Here is a 24,094-nt window from a genome sequence, read left to right on the forward strand (position 1 = left end):
ATCAGAACCAGTCGACCTGAGCCTCGACGGTGGTGCGGTCCAGGCTGGCCAGCAGGTCCAGCTGGGTCGTCACCTTCGGCAGCTCGTAACGGAAGAAGTACTGCGCGGCAGCACGTTTCCCGTCGTAGAAGTTGCCGGTGTTGCCGCCGGCGGCAACCAGCTGCTCCAGCCAGATCCAGGCCATCACGATGTGGCCGGCGGCTTCGAGGTAAGCGGTCGAGTTGGCGAGCGTGGTCTCGGGATCGCCCGCGGCCCACAGCGCCGCGGTGACCTCGGCGAGGCGGTCGGTCTGCGCCTGCAGGTCACGCGCGTAGCCGGCCGTCGCCTCCGACTGCAGTGCGGTCTGGACGGTGTCACCGATCCGGCTCTGCAGCAGCTTCAGGCCGGCGCCGCCCTGCATGACCACCTTCCGGCCGAGCAGGTCGATGCCGTGAATGCCATGCGTGCCTTCGTGAATGGCGTTGAGGCGGTTGTCGCGGTACTGCTGCTCGACGTCGTACTCGGTGGTGTAGCCGTAGCCGCCGTGAATCTGGATGCCGAGGTTGTTGGCTTCCAGGCACCACTGCGACGGCCAGCTCTTGGCGATCGGCGTGAGGACCTCGAGCATCAGCTCGGCCTCGTCACGCTCGGCGCCGGTGAAGATCTTGATCTGGTCGACCAGCCGTGCGCAGTACAGGCCGAGCGCCAAAGCGCCTTCCACGTAAGACTTCTGAGCCAGCAGCATGCGCTTGACGTCGGCGTGCTCGATGATCGCGACCTGCGCCCGCGACGGATCCTTGTCGCCGACCGGACGACCCTGGGTGCGCACCTTGGCGTACTCCAGCGACGTCAGGTAACCGGCGTAGCCGATGGCGGTGGCCATGGAGCCGACGGCGACGCGGGCCTCGTTCATCATGTGGAACATGTAGGCCAGACCGCGGTGCTCCTCGCCCACGAGGTAGCCGACGGCGCCGGGCTCGTCGGTCGGCTGGTGGCTGCCGTCACCGAAGTTCAGCAGGGCGTTGGTGGTGCCGTGGTTGCCCATCTTGTGGTTGAGGCTGACGAGCGCGACGTCGTTGCGGGTGCCGTCGGTCAGGAACTTCGGCACGATGAACAGCGAGATGCCCTTCACGCCGGGGCCGCCGCCGGGGACCTTGGCCAGGACCAGGTGCACGATGTTCTCGGACAGCTCGTGGTCACCACCGGTGATCCACATCTTGGTGCCGGTGACGCGGTAGGTGCCGTCGGCCGCCTTGGTGGCCTTGGTGCTGATGTCGGCGAGCGACGAGCCGGCGTCCGGCTCGGAGAGGCACATGGTGCCGAAGTAGCGACCCTCGAGCATCGGGCGTACCCAGGTGTCGATCTGCTCTTCGGTGCCGTACTCGGTCAGCAGGTTCGCGTTGCCGACGGTGAGGAACGCGTACGAGAAAGTGGCGGGGTTCGCGGCACGGAAGAACGCGGCCGACGACTGCGCAACCACGTTGGGCAGCTGCATACCGCCGACACGCTCGTCGAACGAGCTGGCCATCAGGCCCGCGCCGTTGAAGTCGTCCAGCGCCTGCTTGATCTCGTCGATCAGCACGACCTTGCCGGCCTCGTCCACGAACGGCGGGTTGTGGTCGGCCTTCTTGTTGTGCGGCGCGAAGCGCTTGGTGGCGATGTCGGCGCTCAGATCGAGGACGGCATCGAAGGTGTCCCGCGAGTGCTCCGCGAAGTGCTCGTGCTTGGTGAGCTCGACGACGTCAAGCCACTCGTACAGCAAGAAGTCCAGGTCGCGCCGAGACATGAAATCAGTCACTGGGTTCTACCTTCCAATGCAGCCAGACATTAGCAGTCGCTCATTTCCTAAGCGATTGCTAATATCGCCTATCAGTCAGGCCTGTGTCAACTGTGTGTACGATCACGTGCACATGAAGACCGACCGGACGACCGACTCGGCCGCAGCCGAGCGCATCCGGCGGGCGGCCATCGAGGCGTTCGCGGAGTCCGGCTACGGCGGCACCTCCACCCGTCAGATCGCCAAACGCCTCAACATGAGCGCGACGGCCATGTACCCGCATTACCGCTCGAAAGAAGAACTGCTCTACGCCATTGCCCTGGAAGGGCACGGCAGCCTCCTGGCGACGCTGCGCGCCACCGATGATGCCGCCGCACCGAGCGCCGAACGCTTCCACACGGTCGTCGCGGCCTTCGCCACCTGGCATGCGGAGAACAGCAAGCAGGCCAGGGTCGTGCAATACGAACTCCACGGCCTGACCCCGGCCCACTACCGCACCATCGCCCCACTGCGGCACCAGGTCACCGCCGTCATCGCCAACATCATCGAAACCGGCATGGCGACAGGCGAATTCCATGTCGACAACCTCGACGACGTGGTGATGGCGATCTCGTCGCTGTGCGTCGACGTCTGCCGGTGGTTCCCCTCGCGCACGCACCGCGACCCCCACAAACTGGGCGAGATCTACGCCCAGGTCGCCGCCCGCCTGGTGCGCTGACCGCGCGCCGCGCAGCTCGCGCGAAAGGGCGTCGGGACGCCCGATTTTCGGGCTCTACCTGCCATAACCTGCCAGTCATCGGCACCGGTCATGATGTACTTGCTGCCGACGACAGGAGGCCCGATGGTCAACCCTCGACCGGAGGACCGCGAAGAGGTCGCGACGGCGGCAGACGACAGCCCGGCCACCACGGGCGACGCGCCAACGACCGAGGTCCGGTTGCGCCGCGTGCGTGGCAGATTCAGCATCCAGTCGAAGCTCATCACGATGTTGTTGGCCGCGAGCATCGTCTCGGCCGCCATCGTGGGTTTCATCGGATATCAGACCGGACAGGCCTCGTTGCGCAACGCCGCCTTCGACCGGTTGACGCAGGTCCGTGAGACGCAGGCCCGGCAGTTCGCCGTCCAGGTCACCAACCTGAAGAACGCGCTGCTCATCTACACCAGCGGGCCCGCGATGGCCGAAGCAGTCCAGGCCTTCAGCACCGGATTCAACGAACTGGCCAATGCCACAATCGATCCCGCTGAGCAGAACGCAATCCTCGATTACTACAACCAGGAACTGATCAACCCCGTCGAACGCGCGACGGGCGCCAAGCTGAACCTCAACGTCCTGTTGCCGTCGTCCAACGCGGCCAAGTACCTGCAGGCCCGATACACCGTCGCCGCGGCTCGGCCGAACGGCCCGCCGCCGCCGCCCGATCCCACCGCCTGGGGCGCCGCCGCCAACCGCTACAACCTGTTCTTCCAAGAGGTCGTGCGGTTGTTCGGCTACGGCGACGCCCTGTTGATCGATGCCGCCGGCAATGTCGTCTACTCGGCCAAGAAGCGCGCGGACCTCGGTACGAACGTCCTGTCCGGCCCGTACCAACAGGGCAACCTGCACGACGCCTACGCCAAGGCGATGGGCGCCGACCGCGTCGGGTACGTCGCCATCACCGACTACCAGACCTATCACCCGGCCGCCGACCACCCCATCGCCTGGATGGCAGCGCCGGTCGTTTCGGGCGGGCGCACCGTGGGAGTGGTGGCACTGCAGTTCCCGATCTCCGGGCTGAATGACCTGATGACCTTCAACGGCAAGTGGCAGGCGAACGGTCTGGGCGCCACTGGCGAAACCTATCTCGCCGGGACCGACGACCTCATGCGGTCGAATTCGCGTGTCTTCGAGGAGAATCGGCAGACCTATCAACGCGACGTCGTCGCGGCCGGGACGCCGGCCGAGCTGGCGGAGCGGGCCGTCCGGCTCGGCGGTACCACGCTGATACAGCCCGTCGGTGGCCCCGCCACCCGCGCGGCGCAGCGCGGCCAGTCGGGGGTCCTCATCGCCACCGACTACCTCGGCCAGGAAACGCTGCAGTCATATGCGCCCGTGACCGTCGGTCCCGACGTCAATTGGTCGATCGTCGCGAAGATCAACACCGCGGAAGCCTTTGCGCCCGAACGTGTCTTCACCCGGACCATGGGCGTGGCCGTGACCGCGATCGTCATCCTGGACTGCCTGGCCGCCATGGCACTGGCGCAACTGTTCGTACGGCCCATCCGACGGCTCGAGGCCGGTGCCCAGAAAGTCAGCAGGGGCGACTACGACGCGATGATCCCGGTGCGGACGCGCGACGAATTCGGGGATCTGACCAAGACATTCAACGACATGAGCCGGCTGCTCGGGATCAAGGACGACCTGCTGCGCCGCGAACGCCGCGAGAACGCCCAGCTGCTGCGCTCGCTGATGCCCGAATCGGTCATCGAGCGCTATCGCAGCGGCGAGGAGACCATCAGCGAGAACCACCAAGACGTCGCGGTGCTGTTCGCCGACATCGACGGCCTCGACGCCCTCTCCAGTGCGCTGCCGGCCGACGAATTCCTCACCGTGGTCAACGAATTGGTCCGCCAGTTCGACGACGCCGCCGAACGCAGCGGGGTCGAGCCGGTGCGCATCCTGCGCAACGGCTACACGGCGAGCTGCGGTTTGAACGTGCCCCGGCTGGACAACGTCGAGCGCATCGTCAACTTCGCCATCGAGTTGCAGCGCATCGTGGCCCGCCTCAACGACGAGGACAATCTGCAGCTCGGTTTCCGGGCCGGCATCGACACCGGCACCGTCACCAGCGGCCTGGTGGGCGGCGCCACCATGATGTACGACATGTGGGGCAGCGCAGTCGATTTGGCCTATCAGATTCAGGCCGGCGGCGCCGAGCCCGGGATCTACATCACCGGGCGGGTGTACGACGCCGTGCACGACACCCACCGGTTCACACCGGCCGGACAGCACACGGTCGACGACGTCGAAGAGCCCATCTGGCGACTGGCCGGGCGGCGGTAACCCGTGTACTCCTCCGGTTCGTCATGGTTTCTGTGGGTCGCAGCGATCGCCATCGGGCTACCTGTCGGCCTGATCGTCCTGACCGAGTGGCGCCGCTCCCTGATCCGCCGGCACAGCCCGCTCGCCGCGCCCGTCGGGCTCCTGCGCACGTATGTGCTCCCCGTGATCGCCGTCCTGCTGCTGATGCTCAAGGTCGCCGTCGTCCCCGCCCGCGACGTTCCCATCCGCATCGTGGCGACCGTCCTGGTCTTCCTGGTGCTGCTGCTGGTGCTGTCCGGCTTGAGCAACACGATGTTCGCGAACGCCCCGGAGACCTCGTGGCGCAGCCGCATCCCCCGCATCTTCCTCGACGTGGCCCGGATGGTGCTCATCATCCTGGGCTTGGCGGTGATCTCCCGCTACATCTGGGGCAGCAATATCAAGGGCGTCTTCACCGCGGTCGGCGTCAGCTCGGTGGTCCTCGGCCTCATGCTGCAGCACTCCGTCGGGCAGATCGTGTCCGGGTTGTTCATGTTGTTCGAGCAGCCGTTCCGGATGGGCGACTGGCTGGACACTGCCGCGGCGCGTGGCCGCGTCGTCGAAGTCAACTGGCGCGCAGTGCACATCGAGTCCAGCACCGGCGTGCAGATCACCCCCAACTCGGTGCTGGCCGGCACGTCGTTCACCAACCTGAGCCGGCTGGCCACCTCGCACACCACCGTCACCACCACGTTCGCCGCCAGTGACCCTCCCGACCAGGTGTGCGCGATGCTCACCCGGATTGCGGCTGCCCTGCCCAACCGCGGCGACGACGTCGAGCCCAGCACCGTGCCCATCGGCGATCACAAGTACCGCACCACCATCGGGCTCAAATCGCCCGGGGACGACGACGCCGTGCAGGCCACCTTCCTGCGCTGGGCCTGGTACGCGGCCCGGCGCGACAAGCTGCATCTCGACGGTGTGGCCGACGACTACTCCACCCCGAAACGTGTCGACGAAGCGCTCGAGGAGGCGGCGGCGCCCGCACTCCGGCTGAACAAGGCCGACCAGCAAGCTCTCGCCCCGTACGCACGCCTGATCCGTTACGGCACAGGCGAACTCATCCATGCGCCCGGCGAGGTCCCGAAAACCATCAACGTGGTGGTGTCAGGCCGGGTCCGGTTGACCGTGCCGACGGCCGATGGTTCAGTCGCCGGCGTGCGCAGCCTGGACAAGGGCGCGCTCATCGGCGTCGCCGCGTTCACCCACCAGGCCAACCTCGCCTACGTGCACGCCCTCGACGAAGTCACCCTGCTGCAGATCGAGCACGACGAAATCCAGCGCCTGCTCACCGACCGGCCCCAACTGTCCCGGGAGTTCGGCCGCCTCATCGACGAACGGCGGAGCGAGGCCAGAGCCACCATCAGATCTGCGGGGAAAGCAGACCGCGCCAAGGCAATTCGTGATGCCGGGGCCGCACAACTCGGCACTGCCGGTGGAGCCAACGGGCTGCATTCCTCTCAGCTCCCGACAGGCATCACGTCTCGGCCGTCCCGTCGAACTTGCTGATGTGTCGATCGAAGAACTCGACGATGTCGTCACGACCGCCTGACAACCCAAGCGACGCATGCATGGACAGCAGTTGCGCCGTCCCGACGATCAAGGACGTCGCCACAACCGGCGGTAGATCCTCGGCGGCGATGCCGTGCCGCGACAGGACGGACCGGACAGTCTCAGCCTGCGCTTCCAGAAACTGCTGCGCTGCGGCCGCGATCTCGGCCCGCAGCGCTTTCCGATGATTGGCGAGTGCCGTGTATTCCGTGATCAGTCCGAAATCACGGTTGTCGATGAGGGCATTCCACAACGCCCGCAACGGGTTCGGCGCCCGTAGGATCTGGGCCTGCGATGCCAATTCCTGCTCGATCCTGCGCCGGATCGCAGCCAGGAACAGATCATCCATGGTGCGGAAGTAGTAGTGCACCAGCTGCGGCTTGAGCCCTGCCCTTTCAGCGACCCGCCGCGATGTCACCGCGGCGTAGCCCTCGTCGAGCATCAGCGCCTCGGCGGCATCGAGTAGGGCTCCGCGGTTCTTCGACTCGGGACCAGCGATCCTGCGCTCCGATGCCATACCGTCACCACCTTTCTCCACCGCTGCCGCCGGGCGCCATTCTCGCGGTTCCACCACGTGACGGCGACGCCATGATGCTAAGCAGGCGCTCGGCACGAGCATCCGCCAGCCTGGGTTCGGGTACAATTCATGAGTGTTTTCCGCCGATGACCTGGGCGTGTGGTGACCAGCCCGACAGACGATCCGATCTGGAAACAACGCGCGGTCGAGCGCTCAGTCAAGACGGCGAAACTCCGGGCAGCCCAACGAGTCCAACGATTCATGGACGCGGCTCAGTCGATCATCCTCGAGAAGGGCACCACGGACTTCACTGTCCAGGAGGTCGTCGACCGCTCAGGCCAGTCGCTGCGTAGCTTCTACCTGCAGTTCGACGGCAAGCATGAATTACTGCTGGCGCTATTCGAAGATGCGCTGAACCGCGCAGCCGACCAGATTCGGGCCGCCGCCGACCCCGAGAGTGACCCGCTGAATCGCCTCAAAATTTCCATCGAGCTGCTCTTCGAACTGTGCCGACCCGACCCAGCGGCCAGGCAGCCACTGTTCACCGACTTCGCTCCGCGACTCGTGGTCACGCATCCGGATGAGGTCAAAATCGCCCAAGCACCTTTGCTGTCGTTGCTCACCGAGTTGATGGAAAATGCCAGTGCCGCAGGCGAACTTCGGCCGAGTGCCAATCCGGCTCGAATGGCGGCGATGGCCATGCAGACGGTGATGTTCATCGCTCAATCCAGTGGGACCACCGACAGCGCAGCCGCAGATTCCATCACCACCGACGAACTATGGGATTTCTTGGCCAACGGGTTCGCCGCGCCAAAGTGAGAATTGGAAACGGATTTCGAGATGGGGTGCCCGCAGTGACAACAGAGGCAACCGCAGACAAGCGCCGGCGGCGCGAACGAGGTTCCATCAATCCCGACGACATCGTCAGCGGTGCTTTCGAACTCGCCGAACAGGTTTCGATCGACAATCTCAGCATGCCGATGCTGGGAAAGCATCTCGACGTCGGTGTCACGAGCATCTACTGGTACTTCCGCAAAAAGGACGACCTGCTGGACGCCATGACGGACCTCGCCTTGCGAGAGTATGCGCTTTCCGCGGTCTATTCCGTTGCCGAGAACTGGCGGTCCGCGTTACGCAGCCATGCCCGCGCGATGCGTCAAATATTTGTGGACAACCCGGTGATGTGCGACCTGATCCTCATTCGATCCCCACACGCCCTACACACCGACGGCTTGGGCGTACAAGCCGTCGAGCACGCCATCTCCAGTTTGGTCGAAGCCGGGCTGACACCGGAGGCTGCGTTGGACGTCTATACAGCGGTATCAGTTCACGTCCGTGGATCGGTTGTGCTGCAACGCCTTCGGGAAAAGATGACCCCCGAAGCGGGACGGGACGGGCGCAAGGACGCTCCCCTTGTCGATCCCGGGACCACACCACTACTCGCGCAGGCGCTTCGGGACGGTCGGCAACTCTGCACTCTGGACGAGGTGAATTTCGACTTCGGGCTCGAGTGCATTATCGACCACGCTGAGCTCCTGATCGCGGCCAACACCAAGGAGGCACGAGCGCGCAGATCAGCGCGCTCGTGAGCCGGCCCGACACCACGCCGATTAATGTCGCCGCACGGAGACACCGCCGCCCGCGCGTGACCTAACTCCGGTTCGTCTTGATGTCGAAACCGACCTTGTCACCGTCGACACTGGTGATCTTCAGGTGCGCCTTGTAGGGACCCTCCGGGCCGGTGAAAGTGCAGTCGAATTCGCCGCCGACCTTGGCGTCGATGCCCGACGGGCACTTGACATCGGTCGGATGGAATCCGGTCTTGCTGCTCACCATGTCGGTCACCGACTGCGCGGCGCCTTCCGGTTTGATGGTCGAGGTACACGCGCTCAACTGCAGCGTGAGGACCCCGACGATGACGGTCGTGCCGATGAAACCGATGGATCGGGTCATGTGTCGTCGGTCACGTAATTCCCCAGGGGTTGCTGTCACGTAATTCCCCAGGTGTGGGCCTCGTGTTGGTCTTACCGGTCGGGGCGGGCGTTGTCTAGGTGGTGGTGCGGCCGGGTCGTTTCCGGGGTCGGTAGCTGGGTCCGTCCATGAGGACTTGGTGGCTGGTGTTGATCAGTCGGTCGAGTAGGGATTCGGCCACGACGGGGTTGGGGAACAGCGGGTACCAGTCTTTGGGGGCGCGGTTGCTGGTCAGGATGAGGGGTTTGCCAGCGATGGCCCGGTCGGAGACCAGATCGTAGAGATCGTCGGATTGGGTGGTGGTGTGCTCACGCATCGCGAAGTCATCGACGATCAGTACCAGGGGCCGGGTGTACTCGCGCATGCGCTGGCCGATGGTGCGGTCGGCGTGTCCGCCGGCAAGGTCGGCGAGCATGCGGGCGCATTTGACGAAGCGGATGTCCCCGCCGCGGCGGGCTACGTGATGTCCGAGTGCTTGTGCCACATGGGTTTTGCCGACGCCGACGGGGCCGTAGAGGATGACTGATTCGCCGGCGTCGAGCCAGCGCAGGGCGGCCAGGTCGCGCAGCATCGCGGCGGGCAGTTTCGGGTTGGCGGTGAAGTCGAAGTCTTCGAAGGTGGCCTGTTCTTCGAACTTGGCGCGGCGCAATCGCCGTGTGAGAGCGGCGGATTCGCGGCGGGCGATCTCGTCTTGACAGAGGGCTTGCAGGAATTCGAGGTGGCCGAGGCCGCCGTCGCGGGTTTGGGCGAGCCGGGCATCGAGGGTGTCGAGCATGCCGGACAGTTTCAGGGTGCGCAGCGCGGTGCGTAGCGCCGGATCACAGATAGACATGGTGGGCTTCCTTTGAAGGTTGATTATGTTGCAGCAGTGTGGAATTGGTGACGATCAGGCGATGATGCCGGTATCGGTGCCGAACTGGTCGGGGCCACGCAGAAACGCCCCCGCCGCGCCGGTGCTGGCGGGCGGTTCGTCGCCGGCGTGTTCGGTGCCGGCGGCCAGGATGCCTTTGATGGTGCGGTAGGACGGGTCACCGACGGCGATGGCGCGGGCGCACGCGGCCTCCAACCGGTCGCAGCCGTGTTTGTCGCGCAGCCCGAGCACTCCTTGCGCGGCGCGCAGATGGTGGATGGCGTTGTCGGCCATGAACGCGGCGATCACCGCGACGCAGGCCGGGCCGACCAGTTCGGCGGTGCGCCGGCACCAGGTCGGGGTTTTCATCGCGAACGCGACCTTCTCCGGCGGGTAATGGGCGAAGTCGGTCGAGCGCCCCGATGGGCGGCGCACGTGGATGGCCACCACCGCATCGGCGTGAAAGACCTGTACCACGTCGCCGGCGGTGCGGGCATGCAGGCGTTGCCCGATCAGCCGCCACGGCACCGAGTACAACGCCTTGCCGACCTTGAGGTGCGCGTCGGTGCCGACGGTGCCGATCGACCAGGTGGACAGTTCAAATACTCTGGGCGGCAACCCGATCAACGCGCTGGCTTCGATCGCTTCAAACACCCGCAACGGCGGCGCGCCCTCCAGTGCCCGACACGACCTCGCCCCGGCCACCTCGATGCTCCAGCGCTGGGCGTCGGTTTGCATCGCGGGCAGCCCGTCGAACTGGCGGCCGCGCCAGAACGAATCCCGGATGTATTGCATGGGCCGTTCGACGCGGGGTTTGTCTTTGGGTTTGAACGCCCGCGCCGGGTCGATCAGGGTGCCGTAGTGGGTGGCCAGCTCGGCATAGGCGCGGTTGATCTTCGGGTCATACAGGTCGGGTTTGTCCACCCCGGTCTTGAGGTTGTCACACACCAACCGGGCCGGGACCCCGCCGAAGAACTCGAACGCCGCGACATGGCAAGCGCACCAGGTGGTTTGGTCCATCCGGATCACCGGGCGCACGAACAGGTGCCGCGAACACGCCAACACCATCACGAACGCCCACACCGCCACCCGGCGGCCCACCGCGGGATCGAACCACATGCCCAGGCGACCGTAGTCGATCTGCGCTTCACTGCCCGGCTCGACCGGCCCGCGCGGCACGGTCACCTTCGCTCGTGCCACCTCTTCCGCGAAATGTGTTGCGATCCAACGCCGAACCGAGGACTCCGACACCGCTACCGCATGCTCGTCCCGCAACCGCTGAGCGATCGTGGCGATCGTGACATCGGCATCGAGCCAGGTCTTGATCTGGTCCCGGTGCGGTTCGATCAGCGGCCAGGTCAGCGCCCGCGCCGCAGGATCGGACAGTTCCGGGAACCACCCGCCGATCAGCTCCGACCACTGTGGCGCGGTCAGCGGCTCCGTACCCGGGCCGATACCCGCCGCGACCGCCGGAGCCAAATATTTGCGGACGGTCTTGCGGTCAATGCCCAGCGACTCCGATAACTGGACCTGCGAACGGCCCGCGTGCCAGTGGGTGAACAACTCGACCAAATCGAGCATCACGATACTTCTCCTCGCCATCAGCGCCCTTCCATCCACCATCAGATGGATGCAGAGCGAACCGGTAAACGAGGCCCACACCAGGCAGACACACCGCCCAGGGTGGGGAATTACGTGACAGCCAGGGTGGGGAATTACGTGACGGACAACCCCTCAAACCTGGGGAAATACGTGACCGCTGACACATGCAAGGAACCGTAGGCACGTCGGTTGGAAATGCGTTGGAGACCCAACTCTGCGTGGTGATCAAACGCGTTCCGAAATAAGCGTCCCGTTTCTGTTCGGTGGCCGCTCCTACCTATAGGCGGAGCCTCACCGTGGGGCCCAACTTTGAAAATCGGACGTTAATCATGACCAATACCCACAACACCAGGACAAACCGGCTGATCGCGGCGGTTGGCGTCGCAGCGGCCCCTGCCCTGATGCTCATCGCCTCGAGCTGGACGGCCGCGCCGGCATTCGCGGTCTGTAACGAGGCCACACCGAACTGCCAGCAGGTCGATTCCGGGCATCAGAGGGCGCTCGACCAGATCAACGACGCATTGCTGAGTGGACAGTGCGCGGGACCTGACGGCTTCTGCGACGACAGCATCCCTGGCAGCGACGTCACACCCCGGCAAGGCACTCCGAAGTCCCCCACCAAGACTGGCGTTCAGACTCCGATCACGACCACACGAAAGTAGTTAGCCCCTGCGGTCAACGGGTATCCGCCAGTCACAGTGGAAAAGTCACGGCAGTTGCTCTTCCGTCCACCGAGGCAGGCGCGGCGATGAGGTTTGCATATCTGGCCGGAAGCTTGGGCCTCCTCCTCATCTGGCTGGCGTTGTGGTGGCATTCAAGCCATCTGCGACGCCCGCTGATCCTGCGGGTCAGCGCCGCCACCGCACTTTGCGGACTCACCGAACCGCACCGCGTTCCCGAATACTGTTACCCGCCAACACTTTTCGATATCAATCTCATGACGGGGTTCGACATCGAAAGTGTGCTGTTCTCGTTCGCCATCGGGGGCATCGCAACCGCGGTGTACGGCGCCATTACGTTCAACCCGACAACTTCGGCGCAGCGCAGCCGCGCCGCTCGGACGGGTGTCCCCGTCGAGGAGCTGTCGTTCGGCTTCGTCTTCGGCCTGATGTGGTGACCCGTCGCAGTGACGGCTGGGCGGCGCCGTCACTGCGACTTGCGGATGCGGTCCCCGACGGCCGCGACCCGGCGCCGTACCCGCGTGACCCGCGGGACGTACTCGGCGGCGCGCCGGGCACCGTCCAGAATCGTGGCCATCGGCTGCAGCGGTGCGGAGACTCGAACCGGTGTCCGATCGACCTGCGGCGGCTGACTTCCCTGCCACCACACCGGTTCGGTGAGCCTTTGCACGAACGGCACCGAACTCTCCACCGAGGCGTTGCCCCATTCGATCGCGCGGTCGATGGCTTCCGGCGCGGCGGCCAGCGTCACCGGAGACAGCGTGGGGCTGAACCGGATGACACGGTCGGCGAACGGTGCGTTGCGGACCATCTGCAACTGCAGCGCCTGGGTAATCGGTTGCAGCCAAAGGTGTCTCGGGTTCCATTGCGGGTGGAAGCAGTCCCAGCCGATGTAGCACGCGTTGCGGGTGCCGAGGCGACCGTCCTGAATTCGCTTCCACGCCAGCTCGATCGGGACGTTGCTCGCCGCTCCCCCGTCGACCAACGCGGCGACATCCTTCTCCACGAGCAGCTGATCGAGCAGGCCCCACATCCGCGGATCACTCGACTCATGATGCAGAATCCCCGGGATCGCCGACGAAAAGCTCGCGGCGTCAACGACATTGAAGTCGGCCGTCAGATCGTCGCCGCCGAGCACGATCGGCTTGACGACGCGGGAATCGATGAACGCGGCGACCTGCCACAGCCTGTTGACGACGCCGGGCGCGTAGCCCAGCTTGAGGTGCTCGAGCGCGCGCACCCCCATCATCGTGAAATGCGACGGATGGAACTGGCCGGGCAGCCGGTCGAAGGACTGCTTCCGGACGCCGGCGACGACGGTCTCGTACGGGATCGAGAGATCCGTCATCCGCATCGGTTCACCGTCCTCGCGCGTGAACATCTCCTTCGCGAACTCGTTGAACTGCAACGAGAACAGTCCGTTGAGTCCGTGGCGACGGCGGGTCCGGGCCGGGGCCAGGACGCCGCGGTAGGTGACGGTCTTCGCCCAGGCGACGTAGTCCTCGATGGGCACCGGCAGGACGCGGGCCATGACGCTGCCGACGATGGCGCCGAACGAGTTGGTCAACATGTAGGCGGGCGGCAGGCCCGCCGCGAGCATGCGCTGCATGCCGCCCAGGTAGACGTAGCCGGCGCCACCCCCGCCGCCCAGGACCGCGACGTAGGTCTTGTAACCGAGTTCGGCATCGAGTTCGGCCGCGGAGAAGTCGTTGGCGTGGCGCTCCAGCAGCAGCGACCGCTCGTAGTCGACGTCCTCGGCGAAACTCGCGAGGATCGCCTTCGCCGCGTCCAACCGTTCCTGTGCGGTGGTCCGCCCGCGCAGTGCGTGGTACAGCGCATCGATCACTCGCGCGCGGAAGCCGGCGATCTCGTCACCGACCGTCACATCGCCGCGACCCCGGGTACCGCCCGGACCGGCCGCGCCCGGTTCGAACACCGTCAGACGCGCGAAGCTCAACAGGTAGCGCAAACGCCGGAACTGCTCGGGGCTGAGCACGTCGGGGCATTCGAGGTCGGCCCGAACCAGCGCGGCTTCCATATGCTGCAGCGCGAGAGTCGGATTGCTGCCCGGAAGGCCCGGGGGTTCCGCGGCCTCGATCACCGCCAACTCGGTGGACACGTCGCCGAACGGTACGAGCTCGGGATTCACCATCAGATCATTGTTCGCCACCGGGCATCCGGCCGCGGCGGTTGGGTCGGATTGCCAGAACTGCCCGACAACGTCAGCTCTGTCGCGACTCGGCCAGCACGTCCGAGAGCCACTTGATCACGAGATCGGGCTGCTCGTCGATGATGAAGTGACCGCAGTTGGGCACCTCGGTGATGTTCAGATCGTCGGCGTGGTCCTTGAAGCCCTCCAGCAGCGACGGGTGCACCGCCACATCGTCGAGACCGAACAGCACGCGCACCGGCATCGCGAGCTTCTGGTCGTCGTAAGGACCACGCGCCAGTTTCGCGAACTCCTTGCCGACCATGGAACGGTAGATCTTGGAGCCCGCGACACGACGGTCCCGGTCGCGGAAGCAGCCGCGGAAGAAGTCCACCGACTCCTGGGGCATGCCGCTGCGGCGGATGAACCACCACAGCGTCGGTGACAGGTGCGACAGCGGTCCGACGACCGGAGCGCCCACGACAAGTTGGTACGCGAGTTTGTGGGCATGCCGTGCGACGCGGCCCGGCTCCTGCCACACCGGCGGGATGTTGAGGATCGCCAACCGCTTGACGCGCGCCGGCGCCTTCAACGCCACCAGCTGTGCGGTCCAGCCGCCCCAGTCATGACCCACCAGGTCGAAGGTGTCCAGCCCCAGTGCCGTCGCCGCGGCCAGCACGTCGGAGGCGAACTGTTCCTTCTCGTAACCCTTCGGGGTGACCTCGCTCCAGCCGGCGCCGCGCAGGTCCATGGCGTGCACCCGGTAGCCGGCATCGGCCAGCGCCGGAATGACCTTGTGCCACATGAACCAGTTCTCCGGCCAGCCGTGCAGCAGCACGACCGGGCGCCCCACCTCCGGCCCGGCCACGGCGACGTGAATCTTCACGTCGCCGGCCTGCACATATTCATGGGTCACGCCATCGACGGTCGGCATGCTGCGCTGAGTCATGCGCGCATCTTACCGCGCGGTAAGTTCGATGATCGAGAGGTGGCGGATTCTTCGATCGGGACGCTGACGCGGTCCGCAGCGATCAGTTCGTCGCCGCGTTCCACTCATAGGGCAGGAACTTCCCGTCGAACGTGATCACCACGCGGTCACCGCCCGGGTGGGGCTTGCGTTGCAGGTCGATGCTGAAGTTGATGGCGCTCATGATGCCGTCACCGAACTGCTCGTGGATGACCTCCTTGAGCGCTGGACCGTACACCGAGAGCGCTTCGTAGAGCCGGTAGATGGTCGGGTCGGTGGGTACCGCGGTCGGCAACCCGCCGCGCATCGGAACGGCGGCCAGAACGGGAACGACGGACTCGTCGAGACCGAGCAGTGCCACGACCTTGGCGCCCAGTTCGGCCGGCACCGGGTGCTGGCCGAGCAGTGCCGCGATCGTCCACACCAACGGACGCTCGACCGCATCCGCCAACTGTTGCCACGTCAGGCCTTTCGCCAGGCGCGCGGCGAGGATCGCTTCGGTTACTTGATCTCGTGTCATGCGGTACAGCTTCGTGGACCGGTGTTACTGAGGAATTACGAGTTCGGCGCTGCCGCACCATCAACCCCGCCCGCCGGAAACGAGAAACCCGTCCTGACCGAGATAGTCGTCGAAACACAGCGACCACGAGCGATTACGGAGAATGGCGACCATCCCACTGCGGCTCACTTCACAGCTGAGCTGGGCAGAAATCGAGTTGCAAGGTGAACCATGGACCAGAACGAACATGGCGCCCTATCAACACAATTCGACGTATTGCCACACGCCTATCCTTCAAGATGCGGGTTCGGAACATCCTGAACGCGTCTGAGGATCGCCGTCCTCACGGCGCGCAAAACTAGCTCAAACTAGGACACACTGTTGGTGCCGTCAGCCCGCTGGCGCAGTCGCTGAGCGATCTGCCCTAGCCACACGCAGTAGTTATGTGGCTCGGGGACGTAGTAGACGCCGACTACGTCCACTAGAAACTGTTCCAATTCCGACTCAGACCGGGCGGCACGCAGGTCGTCGATCTCTTGAGCCAACATCTGTAGCTGCTGGGCTGCGGGATGATCTGCGGCATAGCCGTCAACAATCCCTTCCCAGTCATCGGCTTCCAGGTCCCAATCCTGGTGGAAATAAGCCGCGAAGAACTGATAGAGAGCGGCGGAAATCGAACCGTCGTTCACGGTGTCGGGAATCCTGTCAACACGTACCATCCACCTGCCCCGTCTCCTTTGAGCACGACTCTAACTCCACTTCCTGCTACCGCTTCGGCCGCTCCGCGACGAAGCACCTCACCACCGACAAACGGTGCGTCCAGTTCGACCTTGCCGACAGCTCCACTCGATATCCACTCGTCAATTATTTGTCGATTGTGCTGGAGCGCGGCGCTAACAGCGGAGGCAGCTTCGTCAGCGGTTCCGAACGACGACACCACTGGCAACCGGGTTGCGTCCAGTCTCGACGACAGGTCCTCGACGGTTTGGCCGACATGCCGATCGAGAAGGTGTCCGCCCGCCGCTTCGCTTGCTCCCAATAGTGCTGTGGTGTCCTCGACGCCATACGGTGCAACGTGTCCCGAATCTCCGCTGACATGGTGCTCGACGGGAGCATCACCTGTCGCGTGATGTTCCACCGGTGGCACGTCGTCGTGGTGTGGCGCCGGTACATCGACGTGCGGAGTCGAGATGTCGTCTGCGTGGCGGCCGACTCCGGCGAGGGCTTCCCAACCGTGGTGAACTTCTCCGACCAGTTTTCCGCCTGGCACCAGACCTGCGGCATCGAGGACTGCTCCAGTCCGTTCACCGGCCGACGCGTCACCCCAGTGGTTAAAGGTGTGAATGTCCTGAGCGACGTCCGGCACCAGACCGAACGTTCCTTTGTTGAGATCGTGGCTGACATCGGTCAGGCCTTTGGCCGCCTGTTCACCAAAGGTGGGCTGCGCCGGCCACGACTGCACATCGGCGTTCTCGGGAAGCTTGGGGACCGGGACGGTCCGGCCACCGGCCTCGGCCGAGGCACCGTTCATGTCCTGCAGGAGCTTCGTCTCGGTGGTGAGGTTGCGCCGCGCATCCATCAGCTGCTGCGTCAGCGGGTCAGTGACATCCCGGCCCGGCCCCTTAAGGGGCCCATCCCAGAGGGCCGGACCAGCGGCGGCATCCAGCTTTGCCTGCGCGGCATCGACAGCCTGGCGGGCTGCATCAACTTTCGCCGCTTGCCGATCCAGGACCGACGGGTCGGCCTTGACGATCGGGGCCAGTAGTGGGTTGTGGGTGTAATTCGGATCAGCACCGGGCTTGCCGTCCTTGCCGGCTAGCAGGTCCAACGGATTGGTTGGCTTGCCCGCCGCGTCGGCAGCCGGAGGCACGCTGGCCGGTTTGTCATGCTGGCCAGCGAGCACGTCCAGCGGGTTCGTCGGCGGCTTGTCCGGCCGGCCGGGAGCAGGTTGCCTCGTCCACGGCGAATTGGAGTCGGGTTTGTCAGAGACACCCAGCAGCTGACCCAGCGGATCGGTTGCGGCTGGTGGTTTTTCGCCGGGTTTCGGCTGCTCGCCGGCAGCCGCCTGCTTAGTGGCTGGTGGTGTAGGTCGCGGCGCGTTCGCAGGGACGGTGGCCGTCGGATCGCCAACAGCCGCCCGCAGGGCATTGGCAACTTCAGTTTCGGTCGTATCGGCAACGGAGAGAAGGTGTTTCAGCCGCGCTTCGGCGGTGGATCGCACCTGCTCGCGTTCGTCGGCTTCCACTTGATCAGTCAAATTGCCAGCATTCGGATCGGTCACCGAACCGTCCGCGTTGACCTTCATTCCTAGGGCTTCCGCTGAGGCACGAGCGTCCTTCAATTCGTTGATGCACCACAGCACGTCATCGATGGCGGTGGTGATGATCTGACCAACCGCTTGAGTCTGCCCGTGCTGCTCGGTGACATCGGTGCGCAGCTTGCCGTGCTCGGAGCGCCACGCTTCCGACGCCGGACCCATCCAATCGGTCAGGCCTGCCGCGGTGCCGTCGAGGCCCTCGCCGAGCTTCTGCAGGCTCTTGCCGGCGTTCTGCGAGACGGCGAACACCTGTTGCAGGGCAGCGACGTTCCAGTGTTCGAGGTCCGGGATTGAGACCACGTGCTACAAATCGACGGATTTGGCGATCGGTGTGGCTGCGTCCTCATCGGTGATTTGATAGCTCAGGACGGCATCGCCCATCGCCGCGCCGATCTGCCCGACCTTGGTATGCAGTGAGTTCCGCTGCTCGGCCCAGGTCGTGGCAACGTGCGACAAGGTTTCACCGATCGGACCACGCCAGCCGCCAGCCGCTTCGGCCAACTCATCGTCATGCAGCGAGTGCTCAGTGCGTGAGCAGTCCATGTGGTCAAGCATGCTGTTGGAGGCGTGGTGCAGCGCTGCTACGTCCACGCGCAGTACTTCAGCCATCAGAACCCCCATTTCACTCCCCGATTCGAGGATACTGCGAGACCGACTGGTCACTCGACGCGTGTTTGGCAGAGGCGATTAGGACCAGCGCATACTCGCCATTGACACCACGACCAGTCGTGAGCCAAGCCAATCCACCCACAGCTAATTCGGACTGAGTACCCGACGCCACATCGCCTGCTTCAGACCGATCTTGACCGCCCGTCTGTCGATCGGGGTTGCTCCACCCCAGCCCTTCGAATACACCCCGCAGGTCTACTTCGCTGCCGCACGATCAACCCGCCCGCCGGAAACGAGAAAACCCGCTCTGACCGAAGTCAGAACGGGTTTTACTTGTGGAGCTAAGGGGACTCGAACCCCTGACCCCCACACTGCCAGTGTGGTGCGCTACCAGCTGCGCCATAGCCCCTTAAGTGGTGCCTGATGAAGCTACACCACTGGCACCACCGTCGACAAAACGGCTGGTCAGAGGGACCCTTCCACCGGCTCGTGGCCCAGTGGACAGATCGGGGTCTCCTCGTCGTCACCGGATCGACGCGTTTCCGGGGCCAGCGACCAACACACCGCAGCCGCCAGCAGGATCACCCCGCCGACGCCGAATGCGGCGGTGAAGGACACGTGCTGGGCGATCTGTCCGGCGGCCAGGGAGCCGACGATCGTGCCGAGGTCCGACATCATCTGGAAGGTCGCTACGGCGGTACCGCCGCGTGCGCGGTTGCCGATGATGTCCGCGACGGCCGCCTGCTGGGGCGAGACGAAGACGCCACTCGCCGCACCCGTCACGAACGCGATCACGAGGAACACCGGCAGCGACGTGGTCCAGCCGAGCAGCGCCGTCGAGGCGGCCGACACCGTCAGGCCGACGATCATCAATTTGCGGCGGCCCACCCGGTCGGACAGGTGCCCGCTGGGAATCACGGCACAGACGTTGCCGATCGCGAACATCGCCAGCACCAGGCCGGCCATGCCCGCGCTGCGGTGCAGGACGTCGACCACGAACAGCGGCACCAGCGCCACGCGCAGGCCCAGCGCCGCCCATCCGGCCGCCAGGTTCGACAGCAGGGCGGCCTGATAGGCACGGTTGCGCAGCACGGTTCGCACCGACACCGTCGGCCCGACCGCCTCCTCGTCCGGAGCGGCCAGCGTCGAGTTCCGCAGGCTGACGAACACCACGGCCGCGGCGACCACCAGCGCCGCCCCGTAGATGGCGAACGGCACGGACAGACCCAGCCCTGCGGTCAAGCTGCCGACCACCGGCCCGGCCACGCCACCGATCATGAAGGCGCTCGAGAACAACCCGGCCACCCGGCCACGGGCGTCGAACGGCGACAGCCGGATCATCAGCGCCAGCGACGACACCGTGAACATTGCCGAGCCCGCACCACCGAGGGATCGGAACACCAACAGCTGCCAGTAGGTCTCCGCAAACGCGCAGGCCAGCGTCGACAACGCGACGATCAGCAGGCCGGTGAGATAGACGCGCCGCTCACCGAGCTTCTGCACCAACAGGCCACTGGGCGGCGCGAAGATCAGGCGCATCGCGGCGAACGCGGTGATGACGAACGTCGCCGCGCTGATGCTGACACCGAAGTTGCGGGCGTACGCCGGCAGTACCGGGGCCACCACGCCGTAGCCGAGTGCGATGACGATGTTGGCGCCGGCCAGCACCCAGATCTCGGCCGGCAGTCGGGTCGGGGTCGGACAGTCGCCCTCCGTTACAGCGCTCACGCTATGACTGTATTCACCACTTCCCGCGCCGCGGCCTGGACCTGCGCCAGATGTTCCGGACCCTTGAACGACTCGGCGTAGATCTTGTAGACGTCCTCGGTCCCCGAGGGCCGCGCGGCGAACCAGGCGTTCTCGGTGGTCACCTTCAGCCCGCCGAGCGGCGCGCCGTTGCCCGGCGCGGCCGTGAGCTTGGCAACGATCGGTTCGCCCGCCAGCTCGGTCGCGGTGACCTGCTCGGCCGACAGCTTCGACAATCGCGCCTTCTGTTCGCGGTTGGCCGGGGCATCGATGCGCGCATAGGTTGGGGCACCGTACTTCTCGGTCAGTTCGGCATAACGCTGCGACGGCGACTTACCGGTGACCGCCAGGATCTCCGAGGCCAGCAGCGCCAGGATGATGCCGTCCTTGTCGGTGGTCCAGACGCTCCCGTCGGTGCGCAGGAACGACGCCCCGGCACTCTCCTCGCCACCGAAGCCGATTGTGCCGCTGAGCAATCCGTCCACGAACCACTTGAAGCCGACCGGCACCTCCACCAGCTGGCGTCCCAGCCCGGCCACCACGCGGTCGATGATCGACGAGCTGACCGCGGTCTTGCCCACCGCGGTGGAACCCGGCCACCCCGCCCGATGCGTGTACAGGTAGTCGATGGCCACGGCGAGATAGTGGTTCGGGTTGAGCAGGCCCCCGTCGGGCGTGACGATGCCGTGCCGGTCCGAGTCCGCATCGTTGCCGGTGGCGATCTGGTATCGGTCGCGGTTCGCGATGAGCGACGCCATGGCGTTCGGTGAACTGCAGTCCATCCGGATCTTGCCGTCGGTGTCCAGCGTCATGAACCGCCACGTCGCGTCCACCAGTGGGTTCACGACGGTCAGGTCCAACTGGTGTCGTTCGGCGATGGCGGCCCAGTAGTCGACGCTGGCCCCACCGAGCGGGTCCGCGCCGATGCGCACACCCTCGGCGCGAATGGCATGCAGGTCAACCACATTCGGCAGGTCCTCGACGTAGGCATTGAGGTAGTCATGCCGCTCCGTCGAGCCCAGGGCCCGCGCCAGCGGCATCCGCTTCACGTCGCGCAGCCCGTCGCGCAAGATCTCGTTGGCGCGTTTGGCGATCACGCTCGTCGCGTCGGTGTCGGCCGGACCGCCGTTGGGCGGGTTGTATTTGAACCCACCGTCACGCGGCGGGTTGTGCGACGGGGTGACGACGATGCCATCGGCGAGGTCTCCTTCCCTCCCGCGGTTGAAGGTCAGGATGGCGTGGCTGACCGCCGGCGTGGGCGTGTAACGGTCCGCGGCGTCGATCATGGCGACGACTTCATTGCCGGCCAGCACCTCCAGCGCCGTGACCCAGGCCGGCTCCGACAAGGCGTGGGTGTCGCGGCCGATGAACAACGGTCCGGTCGTGCCCTGCGCCGCGCGGTACTCGACGATCGCCTGCGTGGTGGCCAGGATGTGCGGCTCGTTGAACGCCGCGTCCAGGCTCGACCCGCGGTGACCCGACGTACCGAAGACGACCTGCTGGTCGACGTTCTCGGGATCGGGCGCCACGGTGTAGTAGGCGGTGACCACGTGGGCCACGTCGATCAGGTCATCTGGCTGGGCCGGTTGGCCGGCGCGCGGGTTGGCCGTCATGGCCTCGATTCTGCTACCGGTTCTCCCCCGGTGTGCACCTGTCGGTGGCCTGCCACCATACTTTTGCTTCATGTTCGGCCACGACAACCGAGAATTGGCCGCCGTGTTCGTCGGGGGCGCCATCGGCACCGTCGCGCGTGCCGCCCTCGCCGTCTTCGCCGCGCCGCACCCTGCGCACTGGCCGTGGCCCACCTTCGTCGTCAACATCGTCGGCGCATTCCTGCTGGGCTACTTCACCACCCGACTACTGGAGCGGCTTCCGGTCTCGAGTTACCAGCGCCCGTTGCTCGGCACCGGCGTGTGCGGCGGCCTGACCACGTTCAGCACCATGCAGGTCGAAACAGTCCGGATGCTCCAGCACGGTGCCTATGGGCTTGCCGCGGGCTACACGGTGGCCAGCATCGTCGCCGGCCTGGCCGCGGTGTACCTGGCCACGGTCCTGGTCCGACGGGTCCGGGTGCGCACATGACGGCGGTCATCTGGCTGGGCGTCGCGCTCATCGGCGGTGTGGGGGCCGTGACGCGGTTCCTGGTGGACCGCGCGGTGTCGAAACGCAAGAGCAGCAGCTTCCCGTTCGGCACCTTCGCGGTGAACCTCAGCGGTGCCTGGCTGCTCGGCTTCTTCGGTGGATTGGCCTTGAGTCCCAATGTCGCCCTGCTGGCCGGTACCGCGTTCGTCGGCGCCTACACGACGTTCTCGACATGGATGCTGGAAACCCAACGCCTCGGCGAGGAACGACAGGTCTGGTTCGCGCTCGCCAACATCGTCGCGAGCGTGGTGCTGGGCCTGGCCGCCGCCGCGCTGGGAATCTGGATGGGCGGCCTGCTGTGAACGACTCCACGGACTACCTGAAACTCACCACGTATTTCGGTGAGCGCCAACGTCATCAGGGCCGCCGCTTCCTCGCCGAGGAGCTGCTCGACCTCTACGCCGCCGAAAACGTCGCCACCAGCGTGGTGCTGCGCGGCATCGCCGGATTCGGGCCACGGCACCAGCTGCGCACCGACCAGACCCTGAGCCAGTCCGAGGACCTGCCGGTGGCCATCGCCGCGGTGGACACCGCCGACAAGATCGCCGCACTGGCCGAGCAAACCGTGGAGCTGACGACGCGCGGACTGGTCACGCTCGAACGCGCTCGCCTGCTCACCACCGCAAAGGTCGCCGCGCACACCAAGCTCACCGTCTATGTCGGCCGCCAGCACCGGATCAATGGCCGGCCGGCCCACATCGCGGTGTGCGACCTGCTCCACCGCAGCGGATTCGCCTGCGCCTCCGTCTTTCTCGGGGTCGACGGCACGGTCCGCGGCCGCCGTGAACGGGCCCGCTTCCTGAACCGCAACACGGACGTTCCCGTCATGATCATCGCGATCGGCGACGGCGACCGCGCGGCCGCGGTCCTGCCCGAGCTGGAGCGGCTGCTGCCCGACCCGCTGGTGACGGTCGAGCGAGCCGAGCTGTGCAAGCGGGCCGGGACACTCCTGGCCCGCCCGGGTGCGCTGCCGGCGCACGACGCCGACGGAACGCCGTTGTGGCAGAAGCTCATGGTGTACACCACCGAGGACACGCTGCACGGCGGCGAGCCGGTGCACCGCGAGATCGTGCGCCGACTGCGCGCCATCGAGGCCACCCGCGGCGTCACGGTCCTGCGCGGCATCTGGGGCTTCCATGACCGACGGACGCCGCATGGCGACCGGTTGTTTCAGCTAGGCCGCCAGGTCCCTGTCACGACCATCGTGGTCGACACCCCCGAAAACATCGCTACCGCTTTCGATCTCATCGACGAAGTGACCGCCGACCACGGCGTGGTCACCTGTGAACGCGTGCCGGCGCTAGTCTCCATCGACAATGGAAACCGGGACGGCGGTACCAGTCTGGGACACTTCCTCAGCTAGAAGGTAAGCCTAGCCTAAACAGCTCTGGTCGACTACGGTCCCTCGACATGGAGTCAACAACTGAATCGGTTAGCACTGGCTTGGCCAAGATCATGCAAGACGACATGGGCGTGGACATCAGACGCGTCACCCGCGAATCACGACTCATCAACGATGTCGGTTTGGACTCGGTGGCTTTCGCCGTCGGCATGGTCGCGATCGAAGACCGCTTCGGCGTCGCACTGTCCGAGGAAGACCTGCTGAGCAGCGAAACCGTCGGCGACCTCGAAGACGCGATCACCGCGAAACTGCCCACCGCCCAACGCTCATGAGCGCCT

The 24,094-nt window shown here is 65.6% G+C and carries 22 protein-coding genes, 1 tRNA gene and 2 pseudogenes; 11 read left to right on the forward strand and 14 right to left on the reverse strand.

Annotation, left to right across the window (positions count from 1 at the left end; genetic code table 11):
• Window position 1 precedes the first annotated feature (1 nt).
• Complete coding sequence (locus ACJEIK_RS19085) at window positions 2–1,765, reverse strand: acyl-CoA dehydrogenase (protein WP_061009931.1); 1,764 nt, start codon at window positions 1,763–1,765, stop codon at window positions 2–4.
• 124 nt (window positions 1,766–1,889) lie between these two features.
• Here ACJEIK_RS19085 and ACJEIK_RS19090 point away from each other — a divergent pair, with 124 nt between their 5' ends.
• From ACJEIK_RS19090 to ACJEIK_RS19100, 3 genes are all read left to right on the forward strand, one after another.
• Window positions 1,890–2,474 carry a TetR/AcrR family transcriptional regulator gene (locus tag ACJEIK_RS19090; protein ID WP_029105473.1) on the forward strand — a complete coding sequence of 195 codons (585 nt, stop codon included), beginning with the start codon at window positions 1,890–1,892 and terminating at the stop codon, window positions 2,472–2,474.
• 123 nt (window positions 2,475–2,597) lie between these two features.
• Entirely contained in the window at window positions 2,598–4,796 is a 2,199-nt protein-coding gene (locus tag ACJEIK_RS19095; protein WP_212813682.1) for an adenylate/guanylate cyclase domain-containing protein, read from the forward strand.
• Window positions 4,797–4,799: 3 nt separating this feature from the next.
• Window positions 4,800–6,323, forward strand: a complete 1,524-nt coding sequence (locus tag ACJEIK_RS19100; RefSeq protein WP_244872841.1) for a mechanosensitive ion channel domain-containing protein — start codon at window positions 4,800–4,802, stop codon at window positions 6,321–6,323.
• On the opposite strand, the gene ACJEIK_RS19105 is transcribed toward ACJEIK_RS19100, so the two are convergent.
• Complete coding sequence (locus ACJEIK_RS19105; RefSeq protein WP_061009878.1) at window positions 6,292–6,882, reverse strand: TetR/AcrR family transcriptional regulator; 591 nt, start codon at window positions 6,880–6,882, stop codon at window positions 6,292–6,294. The genes ACJEIK_RS19100 and ACJEIK_RS19105 overlap by 32 nt on opposite strands.
• 162 nt (window positions 6,883–7,044) lie before the next feature.
• On the opposite strand from ACJEIK_RS19105, the gene ACJEIK_RS19110 reads away from it, so the two are divergent.
• Window positions 7,045–7,701 carry a TetR/AcrR family transcriptional regulator gene (locus ACJEIK_RS19110; RefSeq protein ID WP_064859663.1) on the forward strand — a complete coding sequence of 219 codons (657 nt, stop codon included), beginning with the start codon at window positions 7,045–7,047 and terminating at the stop codon, window positions 7,699–7,701.
• Window positions 7,702–7,727: 26 nt separating this feature from the next.
• A complete protein-coding gene (locus ACJEIK_RS19115; protein ID WP_371824557.1) occupies window positions 7,728–8,471 on the forward strand; it encodes a TetR family transcriptional regulator in 744 nt (247 codons plus the stop codon).
• A 61-nt stretch (window positions 8,472–8,532) separates the two neighbouring features.
• On the opposite strand, the gene ACJEIK_RS19120 is transcribed toward ACJEIK_RS19115, so the two are convergent.
• The 3 genes from ACJEIK_RS19120 to istA form a co-directional block, all read right to left on the reverse strand.
• Window positions 8,533–8,835: a DUF4333 domain-containing protein gene (locus tag ACJEIK_RS19120; RefSeq protein ID WP_061009874.1), complete on the reverse strand. Its 303-nt coding sequence runs from the start codon at window positions 8,833–8,835 to the stop codon at window positions 8,533–8,535.
• A gap of 94 nt (window positions 8,836–8,929) precedes the next feature.
• Window positions 8,930–9,685 (reverse strand): IS21-like element helper ATPase IstB, encoded by a 756-nt coding sequence (gene istB / locus ACJEIK_RS19125; protein WP_074360265.1) that lies wholly within the window; start codon window positions 9,683–9,685, stop codon window positions 8,930–8,932.
• A 54-nt stretch (window positions 9,686–9,739) separates the two neighbouring features.
• Window positions 9,740–11,284 (reverse strand): IS21 family transposase, encoded by a 1,545-nt coding sequence (istA, locus tag ACJEIK_RS19130; RefSeq protein ID WP_109558051.1) that lies wholly within the window; start codon window positions 11,282–11,284, stop codon window positions 9,740–9,742.
• 317 nt (window positions 11,285–11,601) lie between these two features.
• Between istA and ACJEIK_RS19135 the strand changes: the two genes are divergently transcribed.
• Together ACJEIK_RS19135 and ACJEIK_RS19140 are read left to right on the forward strand one after the other, a co-directional pair.
• Window positions 11,602–11,967 (forward strand): hypothetical protein, encoded by a 366-nt coding sequence (locus tag ACJEIK_RS19135; protein ID WP_234789704.1) that lies wholly within the window; start codon window positions 11,602–11,604, stop codon window positions 11,965–11,967.
• Window positions 11,968–12,080: 113 nt separating this feature from the next.
• Window positions 12,081–12,422: a hypothetical protein gene (locus ACJEIK_RS19140; RefSeq protein ID WP_064859656.1), complete on the forward strand. Its 342-nt coding sequence runs from the start codon at window positions 12,081–12,083 to the stop codon at window positions 12,420–12,422.
• A gap of 29 nt (window positions 12,423–12,451) precedes the next feature.
• Here the strand turns inward: ACJEIK_RS19140 and ACJEIK_RS19145 are convergent, their stop codons facing one another.
• The 9 genes and pseudogenes from ACJEIK_RS19145 to pgm all read right to left on the reverse strand — a co-directional run bounded on the left by ACJEIK_RS19145 (window position 12,452) and on the right by pgm (window position 21,885).
• The gene (locus tag ACJEIK_RS19145; protein ID WP_409430130.1) at window positions 12,452–14,137 is read right to left on the reverse strand and encodes a patatin-like phospholipase family protein; all 1,686 of its coding nucleotides are present in this window, start codon (window positions 14,135–14,137) and stop codon (window positions 12,452–12,454) included.
• Window positions 14,138–14,207: 70 nt separating this feature from the next.
• Window positions 14,208–15,083: an alpha/beta fold hydrolase gene (locus ACJEIK_RS19150; protein WP_212813675.1), complete on the reverse strand. Its 876-nt coding sequence runs from the start codon at window positions 15,081–15,083 to the stop codon at window positions 14,208–14,210.
• A gap of 82 nt (window positions 15,084–15,165) precedes the next feature.
• A complete protein-coding gene (gene cynS, locus ACJEIK_RS19155; RefSeq protein ID WP_409430131.1) occupies window positions 15,166–15,621 on the reverse strand; it encodes a cyanase in 456 nt (151 codons plus the stop codon).
• 347 nt (window positions 15,622–15,968) lie between these two features.
• On the reverse strand, window positions 15,969–16,289 hold the full coding sequence (locus tag ACJEIK_RS19160) for a contact-dependent growth inhibition system immunity protein (protein ID WP_061004664.1): 321 nt from the start codon (window positions 16,287–16,289) through the stop codon (window positions 15,969–15,971).
• Window positions 16,286–18,217, reverse strand: coding sequence for an RNase A-like domain-containing protein (locus ACJEIK_RS19165; RefSeq protein WP_212813673.1), 1,932 nt, complete (start codon window positions 18,215–18,217; stop codon window positions 16,286–16,288). Before ACJEIK_RS19165 ends, ACJEIK_RS19160 begins: the two co-directional genes overlap by 4 nt.
• Window positions 18,218–18,220: 3 nt before the next feature.
• Entirely contained in the window at window positions 18,221–18,526 is a 306-nt protein-coding gene (locus ACJEIK_RS19170; protein WP_212813671.1) for a hypothetical protein, read from the reverse strand.
• 336 nt (window positions 18,527–18,862) lie between these two features.
• Window positions 18,863–18,935 (reverse strand) — tRNA-Ala (locus ACJEIK_RS19175).
• A gap of 60 nt (window positions 18,936–18,995) precedes the next feature.
• A pseudogene (locus ACJEIK_RS19180) lies at window positions 18,996–20,254 on the reverse strand (MFS transporter); the annotation flags it as partial.
• Window positions 20,251–21,885, reverse strand: coding sequence for a phosphoglucomutase (alpha-D-glucose-1,6-bisphosphate-dependent) (gene pgm, locus ACJEIK_RS19185; protein ID WP_409430132.1), 1,635 nt, complete (start codon window positions 21,883–21,885; stop codon window positions 20,251–20,253). The pseudogene ACJEIK_RS19180 and the gene pgm, both read right to left, overlap by 4 nt.
• 70 nt (window positions 21,886–21,955) lie before the next feature.
• Here pgm and crcB (ACJEIK_RS19190) point away from each other — a divergent pair, with 70 nt between their 5' ends.
• The 4 genes and pseudogenes from crcB (ACJEIK_RS19190) to ACJEIK_RS19205 all read left to right on the forward strand — a co-directional run.
• On the forward strand, window positions 21,956–22,354 hold the full coding sequence (gene crcB, locus ACJEIK_RS19190; protein WP_133428459.1) for a fluoride efflux transporter CrcB: 399 nt from the start codon (window positions 21,956–21,958) through the stop codon (window positions 22,352–22,354).
• Complete coding sequence (crcB, locus tag ACJEIK_RS19195) at window positions 22,351–22,716, forward strand: fluoride efflux transporter CrcB (RefSeq protein ID WP_061004654.1); 366 nt, start codon at window positions 22,351–22,353, stop codon at window positions 22,714–22,716. Before crcB (ACJEIK_RS19190) ends, crcB (ACJEIK_RS19195) begins: the two co-directional genes overlap by 4 nt.
• Window positions 22,713–23,777: a DUF190 domain-containing protein gene (locus ACJEIK_RS19200; RefSeq protein ID WP_409430133.1), complete on the forward strand. Its 1,065-nt coding sequence runs from the start codon at window positions 22,713–22,715 to the stop codon at window positions 23,775–23,777. The genes crcB (ACJEIK_RS19195) and ACJEIK_RS19200 overlap by 4 nt, the downstream gene beginning before the upstream one ends.
• A gap of 44 nt (window positions 23,778–23,821) precedes the next feature.
• Window positions 23,822–24,088: pseudogene (locus tag ACJEIK_RS19205) on the forward strand (acyl carrier protein); the annotation flags it as partial.
• Between the last annotated feature and the right edge of the window lie 6 nt (window positions 24,089–24,094).

Origin of the sequence: Mycobacterium sp. SMC-16 (assembly GCF_046250085.1) — a bacterium.
Taxonomy (GTDB): domain Bacteria; phylum Actinomycetota; class Actinomycetes; order Mycobacteriales; family Mycobacteriaceae; genus Mycobacterium; species Mycobacterium phocaicum.

What these genes read in the sequence shown, in the direction of transcription:
- ACJEIK_RS19150 (WP_212813675.1), bottom strand. Translation starts at nt 15,083, where the DNA reads ATGACTCAGCGCAGCATGCCGACCGTCGATGGCGTGACCCATGAATAT.
- crcB (WP_133428459.1), top strand. Translation starts at nt 21,956, where the DNA reads ATGTTCGGCCACGACAACCGAGAATTGGCCGCCGTGTTCGTCGGGGGC.
- istA (WP_109558051.1), bottom strand. Translation starts at nt 11,284, where the DNA reads ATGCTCGATTTGGTCGAGTTGTTCACCCACTGGCACGCGGGCCGTTCG.
- ACJEIK_RS19170 (WP_212813671.1), bottom strand. Translation starts at nt 18,526, where the DNA reads ATGGCTGAAGTACTGCGCGTGGACGTAGCAGCGCTGCACCACGCCTCC.
- istB (WP_074360265.1), bottom strand. Translation starts at nt 9,685, where the DNA reads ATGTCTATCTGTGATCCGGCGCTACGCACCGCGCTGCGCACCCTGAAA.
- pgm (WP_409430132.1), bottom strand. Translation starts at nt 21,885, where the DNA reads ATGACGGCCAACCCGCGCGCCGGCCAACCGGCCCAGCCAGATGACCTG.
- ACJEIK_RS19145 (WP_409430130.1), bottom strand. Translation starts at nt 14,137, where the DNA reads ATGGTGAATCCCGAGCTCGTACCGTTCGGCGACGTGTCCACCGAGTTG.
- ACJEIK_RS19120 (WP_061009874.1), bottom strand. Translation starts at nt 8,835, where the DNA reads ATGACCCGATCCATCGGTTTCATCGGCACGACCGTCATCGTCGGGGTC.
- ACJEIK_RS19095 (WP_212813682.1), top strand. Translation starts at nt 2,598, where the DNA reads ATGGTCAACCCTCGACCGGAGGACCGCGAAGAGGTCGCGACGGCGGCA.
- cynS (WP_409430131.1), bottom strand. Translation starts at nt 15,621, where the DNA reads ATGACACGAGATCAAGTAACCGAAGCGATCCTCGCCGCGCGCCTGGCG.
- ACJEIK_RS19090 (WP_029105473.1), top strand. Translation starts at nt 1,890, where the DNA reads ATGAAGACCGACCGGACGACCGACTCGGCCGCAGCCGAGCGCATCCGG.
- ACJEIK_RS19105 (WP_061009878.1), bottom strand. Translation starts at nt 6,882, where the DNA reads ATGGCATCGGAGCGCAGGATCGCTGGTCCCGAGTCGAAGAACCGCGGA.
- crcB (WP_061004654.1), top strand. Translation starts at nt 22,351, where the DNA reads ATGACGGCGGTCATCTGGCTGGGCGTCGCGCTCATCGGCGGTGTGGGG.
- ACJEIK_RS19085 (WP_061009931.1), bottom strand. Translation starts at nt 1,765, where the DNA reads ATGTCTCGGCGCGACCTGGACTTCTTGCTGTACGAGTGGCTTGACGTC.